Source organism: Acinetobacter calcoaceticus, from assembly GCF_900520355.1.
Classification (GTDB): domain Bacteria; phylum Pseudomonadota; class Gammaproteobacteria; order Pseudomonadales; family Moraxellaceae; genus Acinetobacter; species Acinetobacter calcoaceticus_C.
Genome location: NZ_LS999521.1, coordinates 1,115,802 through 1,135,970, shown reverse-complemented (window position 1 = coordinate 1,135,970; position 20,169 = coordinate 1,115,802). Strand labels below are relative to the sequence as shown.

Annotated in this window: 20 protein-coding genes and 1 tRNA gene; 8 read left to right on the top strand and 13 right to left on the bottom strand. The window is 36.9% G+C overall.

The features are described 5' to 3' along the window. The first annotated feature begins 84 nt into the window (after positions 1-84). Complete coding sequence (locus AC2117_RS05350) at positions 85-1,236, top strand: extended-spectrum class C beta-lactamase ADC-194 (protein ID WP_133972424.1); 1,152 nt, start codon at positions 85-87, stop codon at positions 1,234-1,236. Positions 1,237-1,307: 71 nt separating this feature from the next. On the opposite strand, the gene AC2117_RS05345 is transcribed toward AC2117_RS05350, so the two are convergent. The 4 genes from AC2117_RS05345 to hemE form a co-directional block, all read right to left on the bottom strand. Further along, positions 1,308-3,200, bottom strand: coding sequence for a DUF4105 domain-containing protein (locus AC2117_RS05345; protein WP_133972422.1), 1,893 nt, complete (start codon positions 3,198-3,200; stop codon positions 1,308-1,310). A 61-nt stretch (positions 3,201-3,261) separates the two neighbouring features. Further along, positions 3,262-3,732 (bottom strand): DUF3015 family protein, encoded by a 471-nt coding sequence (locus AC2117_RS05340; RefSeq protein ID WP_133972420.1) that lies wholly within the window; start codon positions 3,730-3,732, stop codon positions 3,262-3,264. A 150-nt stretch (positions 3,733-3,882) separates the two neighbouring features. Continuing rightward, the gene (locus AC2117_RS05335) at positions 3,883-4,677 is read right to left on the bottom strand and encodes a DUF817 family protein (RefSeq protein WP_133972418.1); all 795 of its coding nucleotides are present in this window, start codon (positions 4,675-4,677) and stop codon (positions 3,883-3,885) included. Between the two features lie 5 nt (positions 4,678-4,682). Next, positions 4,683-5,756 (bottom strand): uroporphyrinogen decarboxylase, encoded by a 1,074-nt coding sequence (hemE, locus tag AC2117_RS05330; protein ID WP_133972416.1) that lies wholly within the window; start codon positions 5,754-5,756, stop codon positions 4,683-4,685. A gap of 301 nt (positions 5,757-6,057) precedes the next feature. Here hemE and AC2117_RS05320 point away from each other — a divergent pair, with 301 nt between their 5' ends. Together AC2117_RS05320 and AC2117_RS05315 are read left to right on the top strand one after the other, a co-directional pair. Then, the gene (locus tag AC2117_RS05320; protein WP_133972412.1) at positions 6,058-7,296 is read left to right on the top strand and encodes a L,D-transpeptidase family protein; all 1,239 of its coding nucleotides are present in this window, start codon (positions 6,058-6,060) and stop codon (positions 7,294-7,296) included. A gap of 191 nt (positions 7,297-7,487) precedes the next feature. Beyond that, positions 7,488-8,174, top strand: coding sequence for a pirin family protein (locus AC2117_RS05315; RefSeq protein WP_133972410.1), 687 nt, complete (start codon positions 7,488-7,490; stop codon positions 8,172-8,174). 335 nt (positions 8,175-8,509) lie between these two features. Here the strand turns inward: AC2117_RS05315 and AC2117_RS05305 are convergent, their stop codons facing one another. Beyond that, positions 8,510-9,133: a transcriptional regulator gene (locus AC2117_RS05305; protein WP_092706340.1), complete on the bottom strand. Its 624-nt coding sequence runs from the start codon at positions 9,131-9,133 to the stop codon at positions 8,510-8,512. A 255-nt stretch (positions 9,134-9,388) separates the two neighbouring features. On the opposite strand from AC2117_RS05305, the gene AC2117_RS05300 reads away from it, so the two are divergent. Further along, the gene (locus tag AC2117_RS05300; protein ID WP_133972408.1) at positions 9,389-10,357 is read left to right on the top strand and encodes a threo-3-hydroxy-L-aspartate ammonia-lyase; all 969 of its coding nucleotides are present in this window, start codon (positions 9,389-9,391) and stop codon (positions 10,355-10,357) included. 116 nt (positions 10,358-10,473) lie between these two features. Next, positions 10,474-11,385 carry an ornithine cyclodeaminase family protein gene (locus tag AC2117_RS05295; RefSeq protein WP_133972406.1) on the top strand — a complete coding sequence of 304 codons (912 nt, stop codon included), beginning with the start codon at positions 10,474-10,476 and terminating at the stop codon, positions 11,383-11,385. Positions 11,386-11,453: 68 nt separating this feature from the next. Here AC2117_RS05295 and AC2117_RS05290 read toward each other — a convergent pair whose 3' ends face one another. Next, positions 11,454-12,008 carry a TetR/AcrR family transcriptional regulator gene (locus tag AC2117_RS05290; protein ID WP_133972404.1) on the bottom strand — a complete coding sequence of 185 codons (555 nt, stop codon included), beginning with the start codon at positions 12,006-12,008 and terminating at the stop codon, positions 11,454-11,456. Positions 12,009-12,436: 428 nt separating this feature from the next. Between AC2117_RS05290 and AC2117_RS05285 the strand changes: the two genes are divergently transcribed. Both AC2117_RS05285 and AC2117_RS05280 read left to right on the top strand, forming a co-directional pair. Next, entirely contained in the window at positions 12,437-12,946 is a 510-nt protein-coding gene (locus tag AC2117_RS05285; RefSeq protein ID WP_133972402.1) for a helix-turn-helix domain-containing protein, read from the top strand. Between the two features lie 5 nt (positions 12,947-12,951). Next, positions 12,952-13,821, top strand: a complete 870-nt coding sequence (locus AC2117_RS05280; RefSeq protein WP_227549250.1) for an IS3 family transposase — start codon at positions 12,952-12,954, stop codon at positions 13,819-13,821. A 449-nt stretch (positions 13,822-14,270) separates the two neighbouring features. On the opposite strand, the gene AC2117_RS05270 is transcribed toward AC2117_RS05280, so the two are convergent. From AC2117_RS05270 to efp, 7 genes are all read right to left on the bottom strand, one after another. Continuing rightward, the gene (locus tag AC2117_RS05270; protein ID WP_133972396.1) at positions 14,271-14,477 is read right to left on the bottom strand and encodes a hypothetical protein; all 207 of its coding nucleotides are present in this window, start codon (positions 14,475-14,477) and stop codon (positions 14,271-14,273) included. A gap of 72 nt (positions 14,478-14,549) precedes the next feature. Then, entirely contained in the window at positions 14,550-14,777 is a 228-nt protein-coding gene (locus AC2117_RS05265) for a hypothetical protein (protein WP_042898020.1), read from the bottom strand. Positions 14,778-14,888: 111 nt separating this feature from the next. Next, positions 14,889-15,104, bottom strand: coding sequence for a cold-shock protein (locus tag AC2117_RS05260; protein ID WP_003650532.1), 216 nt, complete (start codon positions 15,102-15,104; stop codon positions 14,889-14,891). A gap of 580 nt (positions 15,105-15,684) precedes the next feature. After that, positions 15,685-15,761: transfer RNA gene (locus AC2117_RS05255), tRNA-Val, on the bottom strand. Between the two features lie 168 nt (positions 15,762-15,929). Further along, on the bottom strand, positions 15,930-16,235 hold the full coding sequence (locus AC2117_RS05250; RefSeq protein ID WP_004643555.1) for a YbdD/YjiX family protein: 306 nt from the start codon (positions 16,233-16,235) through the stop codon (positions 15,930-15,932). Beyond that, a complete protein-coding gene (locus AC2117_RS05245) occupies positions 16,235-18,331 on the bottom strand; it encodes a carbon starvation CstA family protein (protein WP_197730992.1) in 2,097 nt (698 codons plus the stop codon). The genes AC2117_RS05250 and AC2117_RS05245 overlap by 1 nt, the downstream gene beginning before the upstream one ends. Positions 18,332-18,497: 166 nt before the next feature. Continuing rightward, complete coding sequence (efp, locus tag AC2117_RS05240) at positions 18,498-19,067, bottom strand: elongation factor P (RefSeq protein ID WP_004643557.1); 570 nt, start codon at positions 19,065-19,067, stop codon at positions 18,498-18,500. Between the two features lie 73 nt (positions 19,068-19,140). Between efp and epmB the strand changes: the two genes are divergently transcribed. Further along, positions 19,141-20,157 (top strand): EF-P beta-lysylation protein EpmB, encoded by a 1,017-nt coding sequence (gene epmB / locus AC2117_RS05235; RefSeq protein ID WP_133972394.1) that lies wholly within the window; start codon positions 19,141-19,143, stop codon positions 20,155-20,157. Positions 20,158-20,169 lie beyond the last annotated feature (12 nt).

The following is a 20,169-nucleotide window of genomic DNA, read 5'->3' as shown; positions in this document are numbered from 1 at the left end:
ATTCTATAAAACATAACAATTAAATTATGTGATTTTTGTTATAAAAGTACGCATCTTTATTTTTAAATAATTTATGAGTTAATCATGCGATTTAAAAAAATTTCCTGCTTACTTTTACCGCCTCTTTTCATTTTTAATACCTCAATTTATGCGGGCAATACACCAAAAGAGCAAGAAATTAAAAAACTGGTTGATCAAAACTTTAAACCATTATTAGAAAAATATGACGTGCCCGGTATGGCGGTTGGTGTCATCCAAAATAATAAAAAGTATGAAATGTATTATGGCCTACAATCGATTCAAGATAAAAAAGTTGTAAATGGTAGTACTATTTTTGAGCTAGGTTCAGTCAGTAAATTATTTACTGCGACGGCAGGCGGCTATGCAAAAACAAAAGGAAAAATCTCTTTTGAAGACACCCCAGGAAAATACTGGAAAGAACTAAAAAACACGCCTATTGATCAGGTCAATCTACTTCAACTTGCTACATATACGAGTGGCAACCTTGGCTTACAATTCCCAGATGAAGTACAAACAGACCAGCAAGTTTTAACTTTTTTCAAAGAATGGAAACCTAAAAATCAAATCGGTGAATATCGGCAATATTCAAACCCAAGTATTGGCTTATTTGGAAAAATTGTAGGCTTATCGATGAATCAGCCTTTTAGTCAGGTTTTAGAAAAGACAATTTTTCCGTCTCTTCACTTAAAAAATAGCTATGTAAATGTGCCTAAAATTCAGATGCAAAACTATGCATTTGGCTATAACCAAGAAAATCAGCCGATTCGAGTTACCCCAGGCCCACTCGATGCCCCTGCCTACGGGGTTAAATCTACATTACCAGACATGCTTAGCTTTATTGATGCCAATCTAAATCCACAAAAATATCCAGCAGATATTCGACGCGCAATTGATGAGACTCATAAAGGTTTTTATCAAATCGGCACCATGTATCAAGCATTAGGTTGGGAAGAATTTTCTTATCCAGCCCCTTTACAAACTTTATTAGACAGTAACTCTGAACAAATTGTGATGAAATCTAATAAAGTGACTGCCATTTCCAAAGAACCTTCAATCAAAATATTCCATAAAACGGGTTCAACTAACGGATTTGGAACTTATGTCGTGTTTATTCCCAAAGAAAATATTGGCTTAGTCATGTTAACCAATAAACGCATTCCAAATGAAGAACGTATTAAAGCGGCTTACGCTGTATTGAATGCGATAAAGAAATAATCGTCTTTTCTAAAAACAAAAAAAGAGAAATGAATAACATCATTTCTCTTTTTTCTTATACTTAATACTATTTAAAAAAACCAAACGTAGCCTAAACTAGATTTCATCCAGTCTTGATGATTTTGTTGTTCATAATCCCAGTTTAATCGAACGGCATTATTGCTATTAATCACATATTGCCACTGGGTATTTACTCTCAAATTCCATTGATTTTGGTCTTCCCAATAGGGCAATTCAATCTGTACGACAGAGTTAAACCGGTCAAACCACTGATTCATACAACCTAAGGTCGGGCCCATTCCTACACGCCACCCTTTATCTAGATTAGAACTTGTTTGTACGTAGCTTTGTAGTTGCCCATAGCAAATATGCTTTCGCTCATAATCAGCAAAACTGTAGCCCACCTGAGCATTAAAATTCGCTACGCCATGATGTTTTTCTTCACTAAAATTTCCATCATGAATTGCTTCCTGACGCCAACCTAAATTAAATCCCCAACTCAAAGGTGTTTTAAAAGGTTGAATCGGGTTATAGGAATTTACTTCTAACAGATCAAGACGTTCTAGCTTTAAATGATCATCTCGCCACTGCGCATTACCATTTAAAAACAGTAATTGAGTCCCCGCACGGTATCCCCCTTGAGGATCTATTAAGTCGTGATAGGCTTGCCGATGAACAATTTCGATAAACTTATCACCTTGAACCTCACCTGCTTTCACTGAAATATTACGTGCATTATGGCCTTGAGTTGGCTCTTTTTCTGGTCGTTTAGGTTCTTGGCGCTGTTTATCCAAATCAATCTGGCTTCTTAGCGCTAAAAGTTGACGCAACTGCAGCTGAGCAATGCTTTCTTCTATTTGACGGCTGGTAAATTGAAGATATAAATCATCGTAAGCCATCTCTAGAATTTTGGCCCGATCTTGCTCACTAAAAGTTTGTAAAACCTCTGTAGACTGCTTAATTGGCATCATCGTAATTTGATGTGCAACCTTCGCTAAAGATGCACCATGTTGATGAGCTTGGGCCAATAGTTGAGTTTCTAAAGCAGGTCGATATATAGGCGCTTTGGTTAGCCCTTGCTGCTGCATCGATTTAATGGTTTCCATCGGGATGGAAGCATGAGTGAATTTCTCTTGTAGACTAGACTCAGGTTTCACTAAGTCGACTAATCCTAATAATCGATAGGCGCAGTTATCACTCACAAAATAATAAGGAAAACTTACATGCTGCATTTCCCAAATATGAGCGACTAAAAACCGTGTTTCTTCAGGGGTTAAATTTAGCTCATATTCCCATAGGTCACGACTTTCAAAATCACCATATTCTTTTACCTTACGATAATAAGGCATAAGTGAATATTCACCCGGATATTGCCCCGTTAAGCCTTTCCATGCATATGACCAGTTATCGTTCCCTGCCACAGTTGCTGCATAATTTACAGCATAAGAAACTAGATTTAATTGTTGCTGATCTTTTGGGTCTAAACGCAATAACGTATGGCCAAACATAGAGCTAGGATTGCCCATAAAATCTGTAGCGTAAATTAATGTCGCTTTATGAGGCTTAATCTGTCCAATCCAGTTTTCAAATTCTGAACATTTTACTTGAGGCAATTCATTTTCTTGAATACCTACTTTTTGTATGAGCCACTGACTGCGTGCCGGAAACTTACAGCGAATCGACTGATTATCTTGAGCAGGCATAAATAATGCCGAGATATCAGCTTTCAGTTCTTCTTTTAAATTATTTTTCCCATTTTCTGACATGAAATAACCAGAATAAGTGACGTCACTTTTATGGTCTTTATTTGCATACATGAGCCTTTGCCATGTAATGTCTTGATCTAGATTTTGTTGTTCTGCAATGGACCAATATTTTTGAATAGATGGATTTATATCTGCTGAATACGCAATATTCACTGCCAAAGAGGCAAAAATTAAGACAACTGACTTCATTAAGTTCATCAATTTTTATCATTAAATATAAGAAAAACCCTGCCATACGACAGGGTTTTCAATTTCAAACTTATACGTAAGCTTTTAAAACGTCGTCTTTAGCCATTACAGTTTGTAATGATGCTAATACTTGAAGGGTATTTTGATTATTTGCTGAATAGATTTCACCAAAGTTTGCTTTTGAGATTTTAAAGAAGCGGTCTTTATCTTGAGGTTTAATTTGCATTAACTCAGCAAGTACGTTCAGGCTTTCACCTTGGCCTACAGCCATATCACGTGCTAAAGCTTCTGCATTTTCATTTGTAAATGTTACAACTTGCGCTGTTACTGTTCCGCCTTGACGGCAGCCTAAAGTACCGAAAGTGATCCCTAATAATTGGTTAGTAAAAATACCGTTTGTTGTTGCAGCAAGAATTTTAGGCGCTACTCCTTTTTTGCCGGCCCATACTTGTGTACCCACACCACAACCCACATCGTTGTCAGCCATTGCAACACTTGAACCAGCTGCTAACAATGCAGCTAAAGCTATTTTTTTTAACATAGATGTATATCTCCAAAAATCATTATTGATTGTTTCTTATGTCTTGTATTGTTATGTGTAATTTTTATTACACAATATTAAAGATAGCGAGAAGGCTACGATTTAGCAATTAAAAAATAAACAATATGATGAAAAGTACTAAAGAAAAAATTACCTTAAATTCCAATTACCTTGATTATCTCGATTACCTAATATTTTAAGAACCAATACCAAGCTTAAAAGTAATAATAAATACCATGATCCTAGCTTGCCCCACCCCACCATATGCCAAGCATCAACCTGACTTGGATAAAGCCAAATTTTATAAAATGTACTTATATTTTCAGCAATCCAGATGATAAATGCGAGCGTTAATAATATCGGTAGCATCGGGATTTTAAATTTATGTTTATTTATTTGAAAATAAAGTTTTGTTTTCCAGAAAATAAAAATACTAATCGCAAATAAAATATAGCGAATATCGGGAACAAAAAACTTACTCATAAAATTTATATATGAGAAAAATGCCAGTAATAGCATAGTTCCAAAACTTGGAAGCTTTTCAAAAGAAACTTGAAACAGTCGTATTGAACGGGCGAAGAAACTACCTACGGCCGAATACATGAAGCCTGCAAATAGAGGCACAGTTAAAATTTTAAATACGGCGGGCTGCGGATATTGCCATGAAGCAATTGCAGGATGAGTCAAAAATATTTCCATGACCATCGCCATGACGTGAAATAAAGCAATGACTTTAGCTTCGGCCCATGACTCCAGTTTTAAATAGAGTAAGCAGATCTGGATTAACACTGCATATATGAGTAAATAATCATAACGATAAAAACCCATATATTCATGGCTTCCCATCGGTGCTGTTAAAGCAAAAGCAATTAATAGCAAAATACCAAACAAGGCTGCCGAAACAGCCTTGCCGATAAATTGAAACGGTAAAGTTAGATATTGCACAAAAACTATCCTAGATATTTAGCGCTATACTCATGCACTGTATCTACAAAGATTTTTGGTTGTGCAGGGTCTACCCACTGAGTAATCCCATGACCTAAGTTAGCAATGTAACCCGTCTTTTCACCATTTGCGTATGCATCATCCAACATAGCTTTCACTGCTTTTTCAATTGAAGCTGCCGAACCATATAAAACAGCCGGATCAAGATTTCCTTGTAGAGCTAGGCGTCCAGCCACCGTAGTTCGGGCTGTATCTAACCGCGTAGTCCAATCTAAACCTAATGCATCTGCGCCTGTGCTAATCATTGGCTCTAACCATTGCCCACCGCCTTTAGTGAACACAATGATCGGAATACGTCGACCGTCTTTCTCACGTTGTAAACCTGCAATGATTTTATTCATGTAGTTTAAAGAGAATTCGACATATTCACGATGTGCCAATGCCCCGCCCCAGCTATCAAAGATTTGGATCGCCTGAGCGCCTGCATCAATCTGAGCATTTAAATAATCAATAACTGAGTCTGCTAAATGATCAAGCAAAGCATGCAAAACTTCGGGTTGTGCATACATCATTTGCTTGGTAAAACGGAAATCTTTACTTGAACCACCCTCAACCATATAAGTTGCTAAAGTCCAAGGGCTACCAGAGAAACCAATCAGTGGAACTTGACCGCCTAATGCAGAGCGAATGGTGCTCACTGCGTTCATGACATAATCAAGGTCTGATTTTGCATTTAGCTTTGGTAAATTCGCCACATCTTGTTCGGTACGCACTGTTTTATGGAACTTTGGTCCTTCACCTGTTTCAAAGTAAAGCCCTAAGCCTAATGCATCTGGAATTGTTAAAATATCTGAAAATAAAATTGCTGCATCTAAATCATAGCGACGCAAAGGTTGTAAAGTGACTTCACAGGCAAACTCTGTATTTTTACATAAGGATAGAAAGTCACCTGCTTTTGAACGTGTTTCACGATATTCAGGCAAATAACGCCCTGCTTGACGCATCATCCATACCGGCGTGGTATCTACAGGTTCGCGTAACAAAGCACGGAGGAAACGATCATTTTTCAAAGTCGTCATTACCAATCTCTATCTTCTTTATGTGGCAGCATCATATCAAAAACAAAGGTATTTTTATAATTTCAATTTCACACAAAAAACTTGTCAATCTACTAAAAAATGCATATTTACACAAAAGTCTACTGCAAGCTGCGAGGTTTTCTGCAATACTTGCAACATGTTACATGGGGTTTATTACTATTCTTTTAATCATTAAATTACTAATCTTGGACTCATAGAGATGAGTTATTGGTAATTTTATGCACTTTAAGATTAGATCAATCCCCTATTGCTTATATGAAAATTCTTAAGGTTGAATTACATGTTTGTTCGCTCATTACTCGCTATGAGTTTAAGTTGTATTATTGCTAATGTTGCTTTTGCCGCTTCAACAACTGAGCAACCAATGGCCCCTAAAAAGGTATCAGCTCCTGTAGAAGATCCGATTGATCCTCTTGCGGTAGATGCAGCTTCAACTGTACAAGCTCAAGCTCCAACACAAATTACTGCTCAAGAACAAAATGACCTAAATCGAGCGTCAACAACATTACAAAACTTACAGAAAACTGAAGACCCAAATGCAGAGTCAGGCATTGCTGCGTCTACACCAGCTGTTGCTAAAAGTGCTGCTGCGTCTACGACTCCAGCGACTACCGCTGCATCATGGACTTTAGATAGCTTAAACTCGGCAGAATGGTCTGAGAATATTGGCAAAGGCCAACTTCCAGTCTATGCACGTGCACACGTAATGCTAAATAATGCGCATGCATCGCCAGGCGCTATTGATGGCATGAGTGGTAAAAACACATTAAAAGCAATTTCTTCATTCCAGCAAATGAATGGTTTATCAGCTACTGGTGAACTGACTAAAGAAACTTGGGATACGTTAGTTGCTAAACAAACTAAGCCAGCATTTATTGAATACACGATCTCTGATGCTGACTTAAAAGGTCCTTATGCCCAATCAATCCCTTCTGATTATGCTTTACAAGCAAAAATGAAAGGTTTGTACTACACCCGTGTTAGCGAAATGTTGGGTGAAAAGTTTCATATTGATGAAGGTTTCTTAAAGAAATTAAACCCAACTGCGACATTCAAAAAAGCGGGTGAAAAAATCATTGTTCCAAACGTGCGCAATGATTTACCAGAAGATATTCATTTGATTATTGCCCATAAAGGCGCAAAACAATTGTATCTCTTTAATAGCCGGAACCAAATGATTGCCTCATTTCCTGCAACAATTGGCAGTACTGATACGCCTTCTCCGGCCGGTACTTACAAGGTAGTTGGTGTGGCTCGTAACCCATGGTATAGCTATTCACCTTCAAACTTTGTACAAGGTAAAAACTTAAAACCTCTTTCTTTACCACCTGGCCCAAATGCCCCTGTTGGTAATATCTGGATTGGTTTAAGTAAAAAATCTTTTGGTATTCACGGAACACCAAATCCATCTTTAATTTCTAAAACAGCATCACACGGTTGTATCCGTTTGACTAACTGGGATGCAAATGATTTAGGAAGTAAAGTACGCTCTGGCGTAACTGTTAAGTTCCTTGAGTAATCAAAATATTCTTTAAAAAACCTGCCTTCACGGCAGGTTTTTTTTAATCATCAAAAATGCATAGATAAATAAAAAACACTACAATCATATCAATTATGCAACGACATGTTGCAGGTAGCCTATTTTTCTGACCTTTATAGAACGTTAAGATATTTCTCAAGAGATAAATAAAAAATTTGGGAGATTAGATCATGAATGCTTACGTACATCGTAGTGAAGATCGTGGACACGTTAAAGCGGGATGGTTAGAGTCTTATCATAGCTTTTCATTTGGTAGCTGGTACAACCCTAAATATATGGGTGTGAGTACTTTACGAGTTATTAATGACGATAAGATTGATGCCCATAATGGTTTCGGTACGCATTCACATGACAATATGGAAATCTTAACCTGTGTGTTAGATGGTGCAATTTCACACCGTGACACCATGGGAAATGAAGGCCAGATTAAAGCAGGTGAATGGCAACTCATGAGTGCTGGCACAGGGGTTGCCCACAGTGAAATTAATAACACTGATACACCTGTACATTTATTACAAATCTGGATTCATCCAGATGTAAGAGATGCAGAGCCCAATTACCAGCAAATTAGTCTCGACCCACGTAAAGCCCCGAACAAATGGCACTTAATTGCAGGTCCCGACGCAAATGCACCAATGCATATTCGTCAAAATGCAGAGATAAAGTCGGCTGTATTGGAAAAAGGACACGAGTTAAGTGTAGATACCGTTAAAAAAGTGAATTATGTTCATGTTATTTCAGGTGTAATTCATATCGGTGATCAAGAAGTCAAAGCGGGTGATGCCTTTGTATTTGAAGATAAAGCGACGATCCAAGCAACTGAAGAGAGTCAATTTATTTGGTTCGACTTACCTTAAATTAATCAAAAGCCCTTTGAACAAAAGGGCTTTTTTAATCTCCTCCACCGCCCCCATCACATCCTCCCGAATCTGAAGATGATGAACAATCATTTGAATGGCTAGAGCTATGATGATAACTATTATGATGTGTTGAAGAAGATGAGTAATCATGCTCTCCAGATGACGAAGAATTTTTTAAATTTCTAAGCAGTGCAATTAAACAAATCAGACCAATACTGGAAAAAAATTGCAATAAATACAATAATAAATAACTTCAAATAACGACCCCCTAGATCAAGCTAAACACACATTAAAATAAACTATTCGAATCTTATAAATTATAAAAAATCGTTTTAAGTTTCCTTCACATACAAATAAGCACTCGCTCTTGATATACCTAAATGTTGTGCAACCGTCTCCACAGCCTTTTTAATATCTAATAAACCATTATTCTTTAACTCGTGTATTAATTGTTTTCTCTCATTAAGTTTTAACATACGCGGCGTAGTGGCATGTTTTGAGGCAAATTGATCGATATATCTTCGAATTGCTTCAGTCCCATTCGGTTCCAAATTTTCAATAATGTTGTCAGTTTCAATTTTAGTAAACTGGTCTAAAGCGCTTTGCATGCCCCTAAATAGGGTTAAATCAATATTCATACATAAAGCGGCCACATATTCGCCCTCTTCATCTTTAATACCAATAGAAGTACTTTTTGCGGGGCGGCCATCTGCAAACTGGTTTGCATAGTTTGAAATAAGATTTGGAAATTCTGGAGACATAATTCTTGCCAGCCCTAACTCTGTTGCTGGATCTCCTATCTTTCGACCAGATAAATTGTTGTGTATTGAGAGTATGGCATGTTCAGGATTTGTTAAGTCATGGACAACAACTTCGCAAAATGGAAATAGAGTTTCACTTAACCCTTTCGCGATCGTATCTAGTTGAGTGAGTAAATGTTTATCACGATTTCCCAATGTATTTCCTCCAAATGACTTGCTTACTATTTCAAACCCTAGCGTGAAGTATGCAATAGTAATTTAGACTTTTTATCTAATTTTAAACTTAATGTAAATCAAAATCTTATATCTCATTGTTATCACATCAGAAAATAATATTAGACATTTTATCTAAAAATATATATTTTATCTAAACAAGGTCAATATATTGTGCGTTGTTTGAGCAATACGAAATCTTGCATCCGAAAACATTGAATAGAATTAGGTTTAATTATGAAAAATTTAACCCTTCCAACTTATGAAGATGTCGCAGCCGCTGCTGAACGTATAAAAGGTTTTGCAAATAACACCCCTGTTTTAACTTCACGTACTGTTAACAATGAATTTGAAGCAGAAGTATTCTTTAAATGTGAGAATTTTCAGCGTGTTGGCGCTTTCAAATTTCGTGGTGCAATGAATGCGCTTGCACAGTTCGATGAAGTTCAAAAAAAAGCTGGTGTTGTTGCTTTTTCTTCGGGAAATCATGCACAAGCGATTGCACTGTCAGCGAAAATTCTTGGTATTCCTGCAACAATCATCATGCCCAAAGATGCTCCTGCTGCAAAAATGGCAGCGACGCGAGAATACGGCGGCACTATTGTTGAATTTGACCGGTATACGGAAGATCGGGAACAAATTGGAAAAGAGATTGCCGAAAAAAATGGTCTGACATTAATTCCATCTTATGATCATCCGCATGTAATTGCAGGTCAAGGAACGGCTGCAAAAGAGCTATTTGAAGAGGTTGGTGAGTTGGATTACCTCTTTGTATGTTTAGGTGGTGGAGGCTTATTAGCTGGGTCTTCCTTATCTGCCCGTCAACTCTCTCCTAATTGTAAAATATATGGTGTTGAACCTGCCCTAGGAAATGATGGGCAAATGTCCTTTAGAAAAGGAGAAATTGTTCATATTGATACGCCCCAAACGATTGCCGACGGTGCTCAAACTCAATACTTAGGCAAACTCACTTTCCCTATTATTCAAAAGAATGTAGATGACATTTTGACTGTAACAGACGAAGAACTCGTGACTTCTATGAAGTTTTTTGCTGAAAGAATGAAGATGGTGGTTGAACCGACAGGATGCCTTGGATTTGCGGCTGCACGCAATTTGAAACATGAATTAAAAGGCAAACGTATAGGCATCATTATTAGTGGTGGGAACGTCGATATTTCTAAATATGTAGAATTTTTATCAGCTTAATAAAAGTCTTAAGTCTATCTATGATTTCTTTTAAAGCGTCATGGATAGGCATGAATGTGCACTGACCTCTCGAACTGTTCACGTCTTAATTTAAACATCAACTTTTGGAGATGGTTATGAGATTTATTTCCGAGTCCGAATCTTCCGCTCTCATCAATCATGAACTCGCTTATGATGCGATTTATCAAGCTTTAATTGCTGCAACTCAATTGGACACTCAAAGTTTTCCTGTGGTTCATGGTCAAGCATCTGATACAAAAAATACGTTTAGTATTAAATCATCTGCTACCCAGCAATTAGCTGGTCTTAAAGTTGGTTCTTTTTGGGAAGATAACCCTAAAAATGGTTTACCACGCCATAACGCGCTCATTTTATTATTTAATCAAGCCAATGGAAAAATGGCAGCAGCCATCGAAGCTGGCAAAGTGAATGCATTCCGTACAGCAGCATCTAATGCTGTTGCAACCAATCTACTAGCAAGAAAAGATTCAAAAGTATTAGCCATATTTGGTACGGGAAATCAGGCCAAATATGAATGTGAGGCATTAGCGAGAATTAGAAACTTCGATCAGGTTTTGGTTGTAGGACGCGACCAAAATAAAGCCGAAACAATGGTAGAAGACCTAAAACCATTAGGGATTAAGCTTAAAATTGCTGGTGCAAAAGAAGCCTGTGAACAAGCAGATATTATTGTGACAGCAACTTCGTCTCAAACTCCTCTTTTTAAAGCAGAATGGGTAAAAGCTGGTACTCATATTTCATCTATGGGGTCTGATAAGCAAGGCAAACAAGAACTTCCACCAGAGTTATTTCTACATAGTCGTTTATTTTGCGACCTTAATACCCAGTCTAAAACCATCGGTGAATTCCAACATGCCCCTGAATCTGCAATTTTAATGAATATAGGTGATGTGCTTTTAGCAAACACTCAAGGAAGGCAATCTCAGGAACAAATCACAATTTATGACAGTTCAGGGTTATCTATACAAGATTTATATATCGCCCAAAAAATTTTAGAAATTTCTTAATATTTATCATTTAACTGCATCACTCAGGCGGATGCAGTTAAATTAAAAGATATTTCTTTTCATCTGCATTAAATATATTGCATTAAAAAATAATCCAACAACCGTTCCCTTTCCCCTGCCTTATTGGGGTCTAAAAGCTGAACCATTGCCCCATCAATTACAAACAAGAACATGTGTGCATCTTGCTTTGAAGCATTTGCATTGGTTGTTAAGAGCAAATTATAAATTTCATTAATAAGCCAGTTTCGATAGTCAATCACCACCTGATACGCCTTTGGATGTGTTTTCGCAATTTCAAAAATGGCTTTGAAAGGCAAATGATAGAGTCCGTCTAAATCTGCATGTAAAAAGTAAATTTTGCGAAGCTTTTCAAGCAGAGTTAAGTCTTTTTGAACATAAATAATTGAAATCACCTCTTGTTTCAGCCCATCTTTTTGAAAGGTTAAGCTCATTTCAATAAGACGTTCTTTTGAGTGGAAGTAATTATAAAAAGTTGCTTTTGGAGTTTTTGACGATTCGATAATGCGGTCCACCCCGACTTTATGAAAGCCATATTTATTAAAAAGATATCGAGAGGTATGAAGCACGCTTAAAGCACGAAATGGAAGATCTGAATGTGGCATAGTTTTACCGTTATAAATTAAATTTTTGTTGTATATAAATGAGATACAAAAACCACTGCCCTTTTTGGGAGAAAAAAAGGCATAGCAAAGCCATAAAGACTGTGCTTGGCACATCTCGAGTTTTATTGTTCAAATAAGTTTTTAGCCGTAATGACTTAAAGCCTGAGAACCCTAAAGGTAATCAAGCTGCTAAATATAATTTAAGTTGTATCGTTATAGCTTTTAGCAATGGCTGCCAAGAAATAATGAATGTGCAAAGCCAACTCCTTTTTATTGGGAGTTCTGCCAAGACATTAAAATTATGGTGGCAGAACGGAAGAAGGTTGACAGACTAGTAATAACTCAAACTAGCACACCCGAAAGTGTCCCTCTCCCGTCCTGAACTGCACCCCATAAGTTAGACTCTTTAAACTTATAAGGTGTGTCCTATGCCAGTTCCAAAGCATTCAAAAGAGTTAAAACTAAAAGTAATTCAGGCTTATTTAGATGGGAGTAAAGGCTATAAAATTCTTTCCAAAGAGTTTAATGTAGATCTCCAAACCATCCGGTTATGGATTGAAAACTATAAAGCACATGGTACTGATGGGCTTAATGTTAAAATTAAAAAGACTTATTATTCTCCAGAATTTAAAATCAATGCGATACAAATGCTTCTTGATAAGATACCCGTAAGAGAAGTAAGAAGACGATTAAATCTGAGCGGGACGTCAATTTTAAGAAGATGGTTAGCTCAGTATCATAAAGAAGGGATTGCTGGTTTTAATACTAAACGGACTTATACCAATATGACTAGGCAAGATAAAATCAAAGTAGTTAAGCCAATCAGAGATGATAAAGACAAGTCTCAACAAGAACTCATTGATGAGGTTACAGCTTTGCGCGCAGAGGTCGCTTTCTTAAAAAAGCTAAAAGCCTTAAAACTGAAGCAGCGTACTTAAGTTCAATTTCTACCGCAGACAGTGTTCAGGTTGTTTCAGAATTAAGGCATATCTATCCATTGAAACTATTACTCGGTATCGCGAAGATAGCCCGTAGTACTTATTTCTACCACATGAAAGCTCTACGCTCCAATGATAAATATACTGAGCTAAAACAAAATATTAAGTCGATATATCACAAGCACAAAGGATGTTACGGCTATCGTAGAATTACTCTTGCTTTGAAAAGTGCAGGAATAATGATTAACCATAAATGCGTATATCGCCTCATGAAAACTATGGGACTCAAATCAAGGATCAGAGCACTAAAATATCGCTCATATAAAAGTGGTTGTGTCGGGATGGTGGCTGATAACATTTTACAACGGCAATTTAAAGCAAATCGGCCAAATCAGAAATGGGCAACTGATGTAACGGAATTTAATGTGAATGGTGAAAAACTTTACCTATCCCCAATTATAGATTTATTTAATGGGGAAATTATTACGTTCCGAATCCAACGCAAACTCAATTATGAGTTAGTAAAAGAGATGCTCATTCATGCTTTGGCTAAACTTAAGCGACATGAAAAACCAATTCTCCATTCCGATCAAGGATGGCAATATCAAATGGCCCATTACCAGCAGCAATTAAAGCAACATGGTTTAATTCAGAGTATGTCTCGTAAGGGAAATTGTTTGGATAATGCTGTAATAGAAAGCTTCTTTGGAATATTAAAATCGGAATGCTTTCATGGTGAAAAATTTCAATCAATTGATGAATTAGAGAAAACTGTAAAAGAGTACATTCATTATTATAATCATGAGAGAATCAAGGTGAAGCTACAAGGTTTATCCCCTGTACAATATAGAAATCAGTTTTTAAAAACTGCTTAATTAACTGTCCAACTTTATGGGGTCAGATCACCCTACCGCTACGGGAAAGAGACGAGTTTGCACACCACACAAGAGTATTCCTCAGAAGGAAAGCTCTGATGCGGGAGTTATTATTCAGCCTGTCAAAGCCGACTGGCAATGTGGCCAGCAGGCAAAGGATAAGCTTCACATTTGTTGCAGTCAAGCACACAAAATGATATTTGCTTTAAATTAGATCATTAAAAAGTAAGGTTAAATAATTAATAAGTTATTGTTAAATTGAAGTTTATAAAATCGAGGAATATGTGGATTTGGGGAATGGAAATGCGCTAGTGCGGCTTCCACCACCTGCGCTTTATTATTAAAGTTATTATTTAATTGAGTATTTGCAACGTGCCGTAGAGCCATGAAGGTTTTCTATTTTTTAAAAGAACCCTATCCAGTCGCGTTAAATATACTGCGTTGATAGATTAATTTAATTTATCAATTTTAAAAATTTTACCACTTAAAGTACTTTGAAAAAACATTTCAAAACCCGGTCGTATATCTTCACCTTCAACTGTAATGTATTTTAAATTAGAAAAACATTGAGTATTAGCGAAATAATTATCTACTGTTGCCTGAATGGCGTATTTAATCCCAAACTGGTCTTTAACACTGATATTTTGTTTAAGCATTACGATATCCTTATAAAATTATGGCAGAAATAATGGATCTACCTAAGTATCCAATAATTAATTGATTTTTATTTAACAGACTCTTTCATTTAATTTAAATAGTTGATTTATAGACGCATAAAAGGTACGCCCATCTAAATTTAAATCGACTTCAATTCCAGAGGAAAGAAGAACTCTTTTACCAACTTCAACAGTTTTAAAACCTTCACGTGTATTTTGTATTCTATTTAGAGGAATTAAAGACACTAAAATTTCTGTACCATTTTTAGATTTTGCAATTAAATCATTTATTTTTAACAATTTATATCCTAAATTAAAATTTACTTATAATCTTAAAAAAACTTTAAAATTATTTTAAAACCAAAATAAAAGCACTCATTAGTGCTTTTATTTATTAGTGCTTATAATTATTTATAGAGCAACAATATTTACAGCATTTGGGCCTTTTTGGCCTTGTGCAACACTGAATTCAACACGTTGACCTTCAGCAAGCGTTCTGAAACCTGAGTTAGCGATTTCGCTAAAATGAGCAAAAACGTCTGGTCCTGATTCTGGTTGAATAAAACCGAAACCTTTAGCTTCGTTAAACCACTTAACAGTACCTTTCATGATATTTGAATTAGACATAATAAATCCTATTTTTTTAAATTTAAACCAGTTTATTGGTTATGAGTAACATCGAAATAATAAAGAATGGAGCTTAAAATCTAAAAAAAACGAAGGATTATGACTAATACTGCGGTACTTAGAGAAGATTTACCAAACATGACTTTTTCTAGTTATGTTCATTATATACGAAAAATAAAATTAATCAAGTTTTCTAATATATATATTTATTTTATTTATAAAATAGGGTGATCTTCTGGATTCTGAGTGTTGATAAGCAAGTTGTGCTCAATGTAGGCAGGCAAAGGACAGTGCTCTACCCTTTTTCAGTCAAGCAAATGACATTTGTTTTAAATTAGATCATTAAAAAGTAAGGATAAATAATGAATAAGGGATTGTTAAAGAGGAATTTATAAAGGTGGAGAGTTTTAGGGTTATATTGGTTTTGCGAAGTAGAAATGTATTAGTAAATTTATAGAATTCTATTTATCGCTATATTTCAAACTATTTTATACAAACCAATAAAAAAGCCCTAAGCCATTATAGTTTAGGGCTTTTTAAGTCATGTAAAGCTATTTGAGTTTATATGACTTTAATGTCTTGGTAGGTATATCCAGACTCGAACTGGAGACCTCTACGATGTCAACGTAGCGCTCTAACCAACTGAGCTATACACCTAAGATGGAAAGCATAATATTCATTTTTCAAAAGCAAAACAAGTGATTTTCAATTGAAAAAAATACAAATGAGCAGACTTTAAGCAAACTCTTTTTCATTTTCCAAAAAAGAAAAACGGTACATGGTTTAACCACATACCGTTTTGTTTAGCTGAATATCAATCTCAACTTAACAAGGGCATTTCTTTAAAGTACCACCAGCCGATGGATAACGCGCATCGACACAATAACGATAGAAAGTTTTAGCATCCATTGGTGTTAAATCAGAATGATGAAGCTTCATATGTTCCAGATAAGTTTGATAATCTGGCACTCCAACCATCAACCGAAAACTTTGCTGTAAACGCTGCCACAATGTTGCAATGCGTGACCAGTTCTTTGGAGAGAGCAATAGCTCTTTTTGTGAGAGCACCGTCATTTTGATGATTTTCGCAATAATGACAGTTCCATTTTTTGCAAATTTAAAATTCATCATTACTCTCCTCGGGTGGTGACCACTTCAGGATCAGCATATACAGCTGGGGATTCATTTACAGTCGGTGTTGGGCTTGCTAAAGCACGACGCACAATACCAATTGAAGCAATAATCATGACAATAGAGACAATCATAAAGAAGCCACAAAGCGCAGCATTAATCTGATTAGACATCACAATGTTTTGCATCTCAGCAATAGTTTTGGCTGGTTTAAGAATTTCACCACGAGCGATTGCATCTGAAAATCTATTTGCTTGCGCTAAGAAACCAATCTTTGGATTTTCGTGAAAAATCTTTTGCCAACCCGCAGTCATACAGGTAACAAACAAGAAAATTGTTGGGATGATCGTCACCCATACATATTTTTCTTTTTTCATTTTAAACAAAATGACTGTACCCAAAATGAGTGCCATTGAAGCCAGCATCTGGTTACCAACACCAAATAAAGGCCATAGTGAATTGACACCACCTAATGGATCAATCACACCTTGATAGACGAAGAATCCCCATCCACCTACTGCTACGGCTGTTCCAACCAAATTACCCAAGAATGAACTAGAAGATTTAATCTTAGGAATAACAATACCCACTGTGTCTTGCACCATGAAACGACAAGCACGAGTTCCGGCATCTACAGCAGTTAAGATGAAAAGTGCTTCAAACAAAATAGCAAAATGATACCAGAATGCCATCATTGAACGGCTATTGAAAATTTCCGAAATGATATGTGCCATACCGATTGCAAACGTAGGTGCACCACCTGTACGCGATAAAATCGAAGTTTCTCCAACTTCCTGTGCCAACAGCGTTAACATTTCAGGAGTAACGACAAACCCTAGATTACGAACAGCTTCTGCGGCAGTTTCTACAGTTGTACCAAGTACAGCCGCAGGCGCATTAATTGCGAAGTAGATACCTGGATCTAATACGGTTGCACAGATCATCGCCATAATACCGACGAAAGACTCCATGAGCATGCCACCATAACCAATCACGCGAATATCCGCTTCGTTATTAATGAGCTTTGGCGTAGTACCACTTGATACAAGCGCATGGAAACCAGAAATAGCACCACAGGCAATAGTAATAAATAGGAATGGAAATAAACTACCTGAGAAAACAGGACCAGTACCATCAATAAAATGAGTCACTGCTGGCATTTTTAATTCAGGTAATGCAATGATAATACCGACTGCTAGACCGAGAATGACGCCAATTTTAAGGAATGTTGATAAATAATCACGTGGCGCTAGCAATAACCAGACTGGTAATACTGAAGCAATAAATCCATAAATGATTAAGCACCAAGTGAGCTGTGTTCCAGTTAAGGTGAAAAACTCACCCCAGTAAGGATCTGCTGCAACATGTCCACCATAGACAATAGCAAGCATCATTAAGACGAAGCCAATAATAGAAACTTCAGCAATACGTCCTGGGCGAATAAATCGCATGTAAACGCCCATAAATAATGCAATTGGAATAGTCGCTGCAATAGTAAAAACACCCCATGGACTATGGGCAAGTGCTTTAACCACAACTAAAGCCAATACTGCAAGGATAATAATCATTACCCCAAGCGCACCGAGCATTACAACAATACCGGCAAAAGAACCTAGTTCTTGTTTTGCCATTTCACCAAGCGATCGACCGTCTCGACGCGTTGAAATAAATAAAACTAAAAAGTCTTGTACTGCACCCGCGACAACCACACCGACCAGTAGCCAGATTGTCCCTGGTAAAAAACCCATTTGTGCAGCCAAAATTGGCCCGACCAATGGCCCCGCTCCGGCAATTGCCGCAAAGTGGTGACCGAAAAGCACATATTTATTGGTGGGAACATAATCCAGACCATCGGCTAAACGATGTGCTGGGGTTAAACGTCTTGGGTTTAATTCAAATACTTTAGTTGCAATAAATAGACTATAAAATCGATATGCGATGCTATATACACATGCTGCAGCAAGTACAAGCCAAACCGCATTGACATGTTCACCACGACTGAGTGCCAGCATCCCAAAAGAAATTGCACCTATAATTGCCACTAGGCTCCAGACTAGCTTGGAGGGAAGCGTAGATTTCGCTTGCATTGTGTCCATTCTTAACCTCTCAATAAATAACTACAGCATTTTTATATTGTTATGTACTGTTCTTTGCTCACTCCTTGTGACTCTACTCCTCCTTTAATTTTTTTCCTCTTATACTTTCGCATAAAAAAAGGGATGATTTACATCATCCCTTCGATAATAGTTTATTTTTTAACTATTATGCACGCTCTAAATAATCGCCAGTACGAGTATCTACACGAACGCTATCTTCTTGCTGAACAAATAACGGAACACGAACAACCGCACCTGTTTCAAGCTTAGCTGGTTTACCGCCACCGCCAGATGTATCACCACGTACACCTGGATCAGTTTCAACAATTTTTAATACTACGAAGTTCGGTGCACTTACAGTTAAAGGTACGCCGTTGAACAACATAATCGTACATTTTTCATTTGAATCGTCTTTTAACCATTTAGCAGCATCGCCCATTGCAGTTTTATCTGCTGCGATTTGCTCAAAAGTTACAGGATCCATGAAGTTCCAAAGTTCGCCATCATTGTATAAGTAGTCCATTTCTACTTCTACGATGTCAGCCGCTTCTACAGTATCGCCAGACTTAAAAGTTTTTTCTAAAACTTTACCAGTTCTAAGGTTACGTAATTTTACGCGGTTGAACGCTTGACCTTTACCTGGTTTTACGTATTCATTTTCCATGATTGAACATGGGTTACTGTCAAGCATGACCTTAAGGCCCGGCTTGAAATCATTTGTAGAATAATTGGCCATGACTGGCACACTCCAAACTTAACAAGTCAACTATGCGATATAATGCGTTGTTGCATTATCTTAATCGTGTCAAATGATAAACTATTTATACCAAGAGCAAAACTGGCAATCGCAACTGAGTGACCTTATTACAGATCCTTTGGAGTTGCTAAACCTACTCGAGTTATCCACCGATCAGCTATTATCAGGTGCGATTCTGGCTTCTGAACAGTTTAAATTACGGGTTCCTCGCGCGTTCGTCGGAAAAATGAACGTTAAAGACCCTTTTGACCCGCTTTTGCTACAGGTTTTACCTCATCATTTAGAGCTTGAAGAACATCCTGAATTTGTAACTGATCCTTTAGGTGAAGAAGCAGCAAATCAATTACCCGGTGTATTACATAAATATAAATCACGTTTTTTACTGACTTTGACGGGTGCTTGTGCCGTACATTGCCGTTATTGTTTCCGTCGTCATTTTCCCTATCAAGAAAATTTACCGAAAAATGACGATTGGCTAAATATAAAAAATTATATTGAAGCGAATCCGCACATTAATGAAATCATTTTGAGTGGTGGAGACCCTCTTACACTTTCTAACCGTAAATTAGCACTTTGGCTAGAACGTTTATCATCTCTCAAACAAATTAAGATTCTGAGAATTCATTCACGGGTTCCAATTGTTATTCCAAACCGTATCGACGAAGAGCTTATTTCTTTATTAAAAAACAGTAGGCTGCGTATTATTCTGGTGGTACACTCAAACCACGCTTCTGAACTCGATGACTTTACCTGTTCAAAATTGTTGCAGTTATCTGATGAGCACATTACTGTACTTAATCAGGCAGTATTGCTTAAAGGTGTTAATGATTCTGCGCAAACATTAATTGATTTAAGTTATCGTTTATTTGAAGCTCGCGTTATGCCTTATTACTTACATGTTTTAGATAAAGTAAAAGGTGCACAACATTTTGATTTAATACCATCTGAGATAGATGATATATATCGTGATGTGTTAGCGAACCTACCGGGGTATTTGGTTCCTAAACTCGTCAGGGAAATTGCGGGCGAAAAGAATAAAACACCGCTTTTTGGGGCTACAACATTTTGAGTTATATAATAA